We start from the raw sequence: 6,265 nt of genomic DNA on the forward strand, positions 1-6,265 counted from the left end.
CTGCCGCACGCATCACGCGGCCCCTTCTCATGAGCGTCATGTCGCGACGGCCCGCCGGGCCCGCGTCGAAGCAGCCCCTTTCGCAGTAAGCGCTTAATGGCCTGCCCCGACGCGCCGCGTGCGATACGGCGCTTGCCGGCAAACCGTGTCGGACGCCCACCGTCCGGCGCAGTCAAAGGAGTACAAGACCTTGACCGCAACACACGTCAGCCCGACCGCTGCCTCTTCCTCGTCGTCCGACGGCGCCCCGCTCGCCGCCGACGACATTACCGTCGTCGACCAGAGTCTGCTCAAGCGCGCGGTCAGCGCGATGGCCATCGGCAACGCGATGGAATGGTTCGACTTCGGCGTCTACAGCTACATCGCCGTCACGCTCGGCAAGGTGTTCTTCCCGTCCAGCAGCCCGTCCGCGCAGCTGCTCGCGACCTTCGGCACGTTCGCGGCCGCGTTCCTCGTGCGCCCGCTCGGCGGCATGGTATTCGGCCCGCTCGGCGACCGGATCGGCCGCCAGCGCGTGCTCGCGATGACGATGATCATGATGGCCGTCGGCACGTTCGCGATCGGCCTGATCCCGAGCTATGCGTCGATCGGCATCATGGCGCCCGTGCTGCTGCTCGTCGCCCGCCTCGTGCAGGGCTTCTCGACCGGCGGCGAATACGGCGGCGCCGCGACCTTCATCGCCGAGTTCTCGACCGACAAGCGCCGCGGCTTCATGGGCAGCTTCCTCGAGTTCGGCACGCTGATCGGCTATGTGATGGGCGCAGGCGTCGTCGCGCTGCTCACCGCGTCAATGTCGCAGGAAGCGCTGCTGTCGTGGGGCTGGCGTGTGCCGTTCCTGATCGCGGGCCCGCTCGGCCTGATCGGTCTCTACATCCGGATGAAGCTCGAGGAAACGCCGGCGTTCAAGCGCCAGGCCGAGCAGCGCGAAGCGCAGGACAAGGCCGTGCCGAAGGCGCGCTTCCGCGAGACGCTCGTCGCCAACTGGCGCGCGCTGCTGCTGTGCGTCGGCCTCGTGTTGATCTTCAATGTGACCGACTACATGGTGCTGTCGTACCTGCCGAGCTTCATGTCGTCGACGCTGCACTTCGACGAATCGCACAGCCTCGTGCTGGTGCTGCTCGTGATGGTGCTGATGATGCCGATGACGCTCGCCGCCGGCCGCCTGTCCGACCGGATCGGCCGCAAGCCGGTGATGCTGGCCGGCTGCGTCGGCCTGCTCGTGCTGTCGATTCCGGCGATGATGCTGATCCATGCGGGCACCACCGCGGCCGTGTTCGGCGGGCTGCTGATGCTCGGCGTGCTGCTGTCGTGCTTCACCGGCGTGATGCCGTCGGCACTGCCGGCGCTGTTCCCGACCGAAATCCGCTACGGCGCGCTCGCGATCGGCTTCAACGTGTCGGTGTCGCTGTTCGGCGGCACGACGCCGCTCGTCACCGCGTGGCTCGTCGACGTGACCGGCAACCTGATGATGCCCGCGTACTACATGATGGGTGCGGCCGTGATCGGCATCGTGTCGGTCGTCGCGCTCGCCGAAACCGCCCGCCAGCCGCTGAAGGGCTCGCCGCCCGCCGTTGCGACGCGTCGCGAGGCGCACCAGCTCGCGCGCCAGCTGCGCGACGACGAAGACGACACGAGCGGCTACGCGGCAATCGCCACCGCGCGTGCTTAAGGGTCACCCCAAGCGTCGTCCCAACCGTCGCCGCAAATGAAAAACCCCGGCGGTGCCGGGGCTCGATCGAAGGCCGGTCACCCGGCCCGACATGCCCGCCTGGCTTGCGCCGGCCGGGCATTTTTCATGGTTGCCGCACTGTGGCGCTCACGCGTGTTCGCCGCAGTGCCGGCAGAAGATCAACGCACGCGAGCGCGACACCGCCGCCTGCGCGCCGCGCGCCGCAACGATCAGGCCGATCTGGCCGAGATTGAAATCGCGCTCGACCATCAGTTGCGTCAGCGCGGCAAGCGGCAACACGACGGACGGGTGGTACAGGCTCGATTCGATCAGCGCTTTCATCATCGACTCCATCTGGCAATGCGGTATTCGATGGAGTGAATTCTAGGGATCGCCGGCTTCCGGATAAATCACGTGGAAGCGAAGTCACTTGTTGGCTGGGGTAAACAATCGCCATGCCGATGCGTTGAATGGATCGCGCCGAGAGCGCTAACCGGGCGCGACAACCGCGATGCGCCGCCGCCGCGACGATCGGCGCGGCGGGCGTGCCGGGCCGCCGCGCCCGGCCGTCCGCCGTCGGGCACGCGTTACGCTAGCGGCGTCTCGACAAAGGCCGGCAGCGCCTCCGCCCGCGCGGAATGCGCGGCGAGCGCCGGATAACGGGCCGGATCGATGCGGGCCAGTGCCGGATAGTCGGCCGTCATGAACTGCGTGAAGCGCCACGCGACCGCGACCGTCACGTCGCCCTGCATCACGCGCGTGCCGCCGAGCCAGCCATCCACGCCCGACAGCTGCCGTTCAAGTTCGCCGTACGCGGCCTCGAGCTGGCCGAGCACGCGCTCGAGCCACGGCTGGTGCAGTTTGTCGGCCGGACGCAGGCCGTGCTCGTAGACGACCTGTACCGTCTTCTCGGCCGCCGCCAGCGCGAAACCGACCGGCACGAGTGCTTGCAGCCGCGCATCGGGCGCCTCGGGCAGCAGGCGCCGCTCCGGCGCGACGAGGTGGTCGAGGTAGTCGACGATCAGCGACGAATCGATCAGCGTCGCGCCGTCGTCGGTGACGAGCGTCGGTGCCTTGACGACCGGGTTGATCGCCTTGAACGTGTCGAATTGCCGGAACACCGACACCGACTGGTGTTCGAACGGCAGGTCGAGCAGCTTCGCCGAGATGGCGGCCCGCCGCACGAATGGGGAATCCAGCATGCCGATCAGCTTCATCGCAATACGCTCCGCTTGAGGGAATGGGACCGACGACTGTAGCAGCGTCAGGCGCACGCGCATAGGGTCGGTTCGCGCGATCGACGGGCTTGCGTACGTGCCGGGCGGGCCGCGGCAAATCCGCCCGTCGCGCGGGTTGCGCATCAAAAGTGGAGTGCATCAAGCGCGCATCAAAACGCCTCCCCGCCGCACGGCATCCGTGACCATAATGCAGATTCGCCCAACGACTTCCGAAGGTCAGCCATGTGGTATGCCCTCGTCGAACAGCAGCGCCAATGGCTGCGCGCATGGCGCGCAACGACCCGGTACGCGTTCGACGCGTGGCCGGCGCTGACGCTGCCGCACGCCGCGTCCGCGTGCTACGCGGACCTGTTCGAACCCCTGCTCGGCCCGGCGGCCGCCCCGCCGCCGTTTGCGATCGAACCGCTGGTGCGCGACGGCCGCTGCGACGAAGTCGTCGATACGTGCATCGCGAACACGCCGTTCTGCGACCTGCGCCGCTTTTCGCGGCCGCGCGCGGAACGCATGGTGCTGCTGTGCGCGCCGCTCGCCGGCCACGCGGCCGTGATGATGCGGGAGACCGTCGAAACGCTGCTCGCGGACGGCGACGTCTGCGTGACCGACTGGACGAACACCCGCGACGTGCCGCCCGACGCGGGCCGCTTCGGCCTGGACGAATACGTGGCGATGCTCGACGGCTTCATCGGGATGCTCGCGCGCGACGACCGGCCGTTGCACGTCGTCGCCGTCTGCCAGGCGACCTTCCCCGTGCTCGGCGCGCTCGCGCTGCGCGCGCAGCGCGGCCTCCCGCCGCCAGCGAGCGTGACGCTGATCGGCGGGCCGCTCGATGCGCGGCTCAATCCGAGCACGCTCGGCGTCGCGGCCGCATCGCATTCGCTCGACTGGTGCCGCCGCCATCTGATCGACGTGGTGCCGGCCGGCTTCGCCGGGCACGGCCGCGCGGTGTTTCCGACCTACCTGCAGCAGGCCGAGATCGCGCTTGTCTATCCGCACCGCTACCTGTCGCTGATCGACGGCTACACGCAGGCCACGCTGCAATTCGACGCGGGCGCGGTGGCGAATGCGCGGCGTGCGCTCGTCGAATACACGGCGCTGCTCGACATGCCGGCCGAATATTTCCTCGATACCGTCGACATCGTGTTCCAGCGCGCGTGCCTCGCGAACCGCACGTGGCACGTCGCGGGCGTGCGCGTCGAGCCGGAAGCGCTGCGCGGCACCGCGCTGCTGACCGTCGAGGGCACGTGCGATGCGGTCACGGGCGCCGGGCAGACGCATGCGGCGCATGCGCTGTGCAGCGGCCTCGCGCCGGACGAGCGGCATCGCATCGACGTGGACGGCTGCGATCACTACGGGCTGTTTACCGGCGCGCGCTGGCGCGACGACGTGCATCCGGTGCTCGAGGCCGTCTTCGCCCACGCCGAAGCCGGTCGCGCGACGCGGCATTGAGGGGGGCATCACCCCGGCGACCGGGCGACCGGGCAACTGGGCAATCGGGCAACCCGGCCATTACGCGGGCGACGCGCGTCCGTCCGGCGTACCGCGCGCAGCATCGAGCAGCATGCGCACCTCGTCGTCGCTCGTCTGCTCGAAATGCACGTAGAACTGGCTGATCCCGAAGAACGACAGCGGATGCGACACCGCGACGAACGCGTCGGCGAGATCGTCGAAGCGGCGCTGGACGCCGGCCGGCGCGACCGGCGCCGCCGCCACAACGCGCGCCGGGCGGAGCTCGCGCAGTGCCTGCAATGCGACGCGCATCGTCGCGCCTGTCGCGATGCCGTCGTCGACGACGATCACCGTGCGCCCGTCGACCGGCACCGGCGGCCATGCGCCGCGGTACAGCGCCTCGCGGCGCCGCAACTCATTGGTTTCGCGCGCGATCACGTCGGCGAGCTGCGCGTCGGTCACACCCATCGAGCCGATCACGGAGCGCTGCAGATAGATCGCGCCGCCAGTCGCGATCGCGCCCATCGCGAGCTCGGGGTCGTATGGCACGCCGAGCTTGCGCACGACCAGCACGTCGAGCGGCGCGCGGAGCGCGCGCGCGACCGGAAACGCGACCGGCACGCCGCCGCGCGGCAACGCCAGCACGACGATGTCGGTTCGCCCCATGAATTCCTGCAGCGCGTCCGCGAGCTGGCGGCCCGCATCGGCGCGGTCGACGAAACGATCCATCACGCTCGCCCCCTTCCGTTCGCCGGCGTCGCCTCGTGCAAGCGCGGCGGCCTCGCGCGCCGCGTTCACGCCGACGTTACGTCAATGAGCATGGTGCATGCGGTCCGCCAATTCAAGGCGCGCGGATCGCTTGCGCGATCGACCGGCGTTACGGTGAGCATGCGTCGCGCACGCGCGATCGGCCGCTGTTGCGGCGCGCATGCGTTGCACGCGCGCGCCCGGGCGGCTTCAGAGTCCGCCCGCCTGCCGGTACAGGCGCCAGAACGACTGCGCATAGGATTGCGCGAGCTCCGGCGCGCGGTGAAACACGTTCACCGTCTCGGCATGCGCGGGCGCGCCTTCCGCGAGCGTCGTCAGCGCGACGCTTTCGTCGACGATCACGAAGCGCGGCGCAGGATCGCCATGCCGCGAGTCGATTGCCACGTCGATGCCCACGGATTTCAGATACCCGGCGCCGCTGTACTTGCCCGCACGCGCCGAACGGACCAGCACGACGCGCACTTCGACCCCGCGCGCACGCGCATCGCGCAGCGCGGCGGCGACCGCCGTCGGCACGTACGCATAGCCGGCCAGCAGCACGCGGCGCTGCGCGTGCCGGATCAGGTCGACGGTCGCGTCGGCCGCGGCGTTGTCGTATGAAAAATACGCGCCGACGGACGCGGCGTCGGACGGAATCGGGCTTGCGCGGGCGGTTGCCGCGCAGCACAGCGCGGCAAGGAGGAAGGCGGCGGGTCTCATGGCGGGCGCCATTGTAGCGACGCCAATTCGTGTGGCAAGCGCGCGCCGTGTCGCTGCTGCGTCGACGCAACAGCCGGGCAGCAGGCACACCGGCGCGCCCGCGTTCAGCGGTGCGCGACGCGCGCGAGCCAGCTCGTCACGCCATCGATCGAGCGGAAGTCCGCGAGGCTGCGCGCGGGCAGCGCCGGGTACGCGCCGGCCGCCATCTCCGCGAGTGCGCGGCCGGGGCCGAGTTCGAGAAATGCGGTCGCGCCGGCCTCGACACAGCCCGCGAGACAGGCGGCCCATTCGACCGGCTCGGCGATTTGGCGCGCGAGCTTGTCGAGGCCGTCGGCGACGTCGAGCACCGATGCGCCGTCGATGCCCGAGACCAGCCGCGCGCCCGGCAGCGGCCGCCGAGATCGGAAGACCTTCTGGTAGGCAAAGAGGGTCGGAACTGGTGGAA

At 69.9% G+C, this 6,265-nt stretch carries 6 protein-coding genes and 1 pseudogene; 2 read left to right on the top strand and 5 right to left on the bottom strand.

Annotated features, from left to right (window positions below):
* Positions 1-190 precede the first annotated feature (190 nt).
* The gene (proP, locus tag G3N94_RS11010) at positions 191-1,669 is read left to right on the top strand and encodes a glycine betaine/L-proline transporter ProP (protein WP_205792409.1); all 1,479 of its coding nucleotides are present in this window, start codon (positions 191-193) and stop codon (positions 1,667-1,669) included.
* Positions 1,670-1,816: 147 nt separating this feature from the next.
* Here proP and G3N94_RS11015 read toward each other — a convergent pair whose 3' ends face one another.
* On the bottom strand, positions 1,817-2,014 hold the full coding sequence (locus G3N94_RS11015) for a hypothetical protein (RefSeq protein ID WP_205792410.1): 198 nt from the start codon (positions 2,012-2,014) through the stop codon (positions 1,817-1,819).
* A 242-nt stretch (positions 2,015-2,256) separates the two neighbouring features.
* The gene (locus G3N94_RS11020; protein ID WP_205792411.1) at positions 2,257-2,886 is read right to left on the bottom strand and encodes a glutathione S-transferase; all 630 of its coding nucleotides are present in this window, start codon (positions 2,884-2,886) and stop codon (positions 2,257-2,259) included.
* A 243-nt stretch (positions 2,887-3,129) separates the two neighbouring features.
* Here G3N94_RS11020 and phaZ point away from each other — a divergent pair, with 243 nt between their 5' ends.
* Complete coding sequence (gene phaZ, locus G3N94_RS11025; RefSeq protein ID WP_205792412.1) at positions 3,130-4,353, top strand: polyhydroxyalkanoate depolymerase; 1,224 nt, start codon at positions 3,130-3,132, stop codon at positions 4,351-4,353.
* A 60-nt stretch (positions 4,354-4,413) separates the two neighbouring features.
* On the opposite strand, the gene G3N94_RS11030 is transcribed toward phaZ, so the two are convergent.
* The 3 genes and pseudogenes from G3N94_RS11030 to G3N94_RS11040 all read right to left on the bottom strand — a co-directional run.
* Positions 4,414-5,082, bottom strand: coding sequence for a phosphoribosyltransferase family protein (locus tag G3N94_RS11030; protein ID WP_205792413.1), 669 nt, complete (start codon positions 5,080-5,082; stop codon positions 4,414-4,416).
* A 228-nt stretch (positions 5,083-5,310) separates the two neighbouring features.
* Positions 5,311-5,832 (bottom strand): phospholipase D-like domain-containing protein, encoded by a 522-nt coding sequence (locus tag G3N94_RS11035; protein WP_205792414.1) that lies wholly within the window; start codon positions 5,830-5,832, stop codon positions 5,311-5,313.
* Between the two features lie 92 nt (positions 5,833-5,924).
* Positions 5,925-6,265: pseudogene (locus G3N94_RS11040) on the bottom strand (malonate decarboxylase subunit epsilon); the annotation flags it as partial.

Source organism: Burkholderia sp. Ac-20353 (assembly GCF_017104785.1).
GTDB lineage: Bacteria > Pseudomonadota > Gammaproteobacteria > Burkholderiales > Burkholderiaceae > Burkholderia.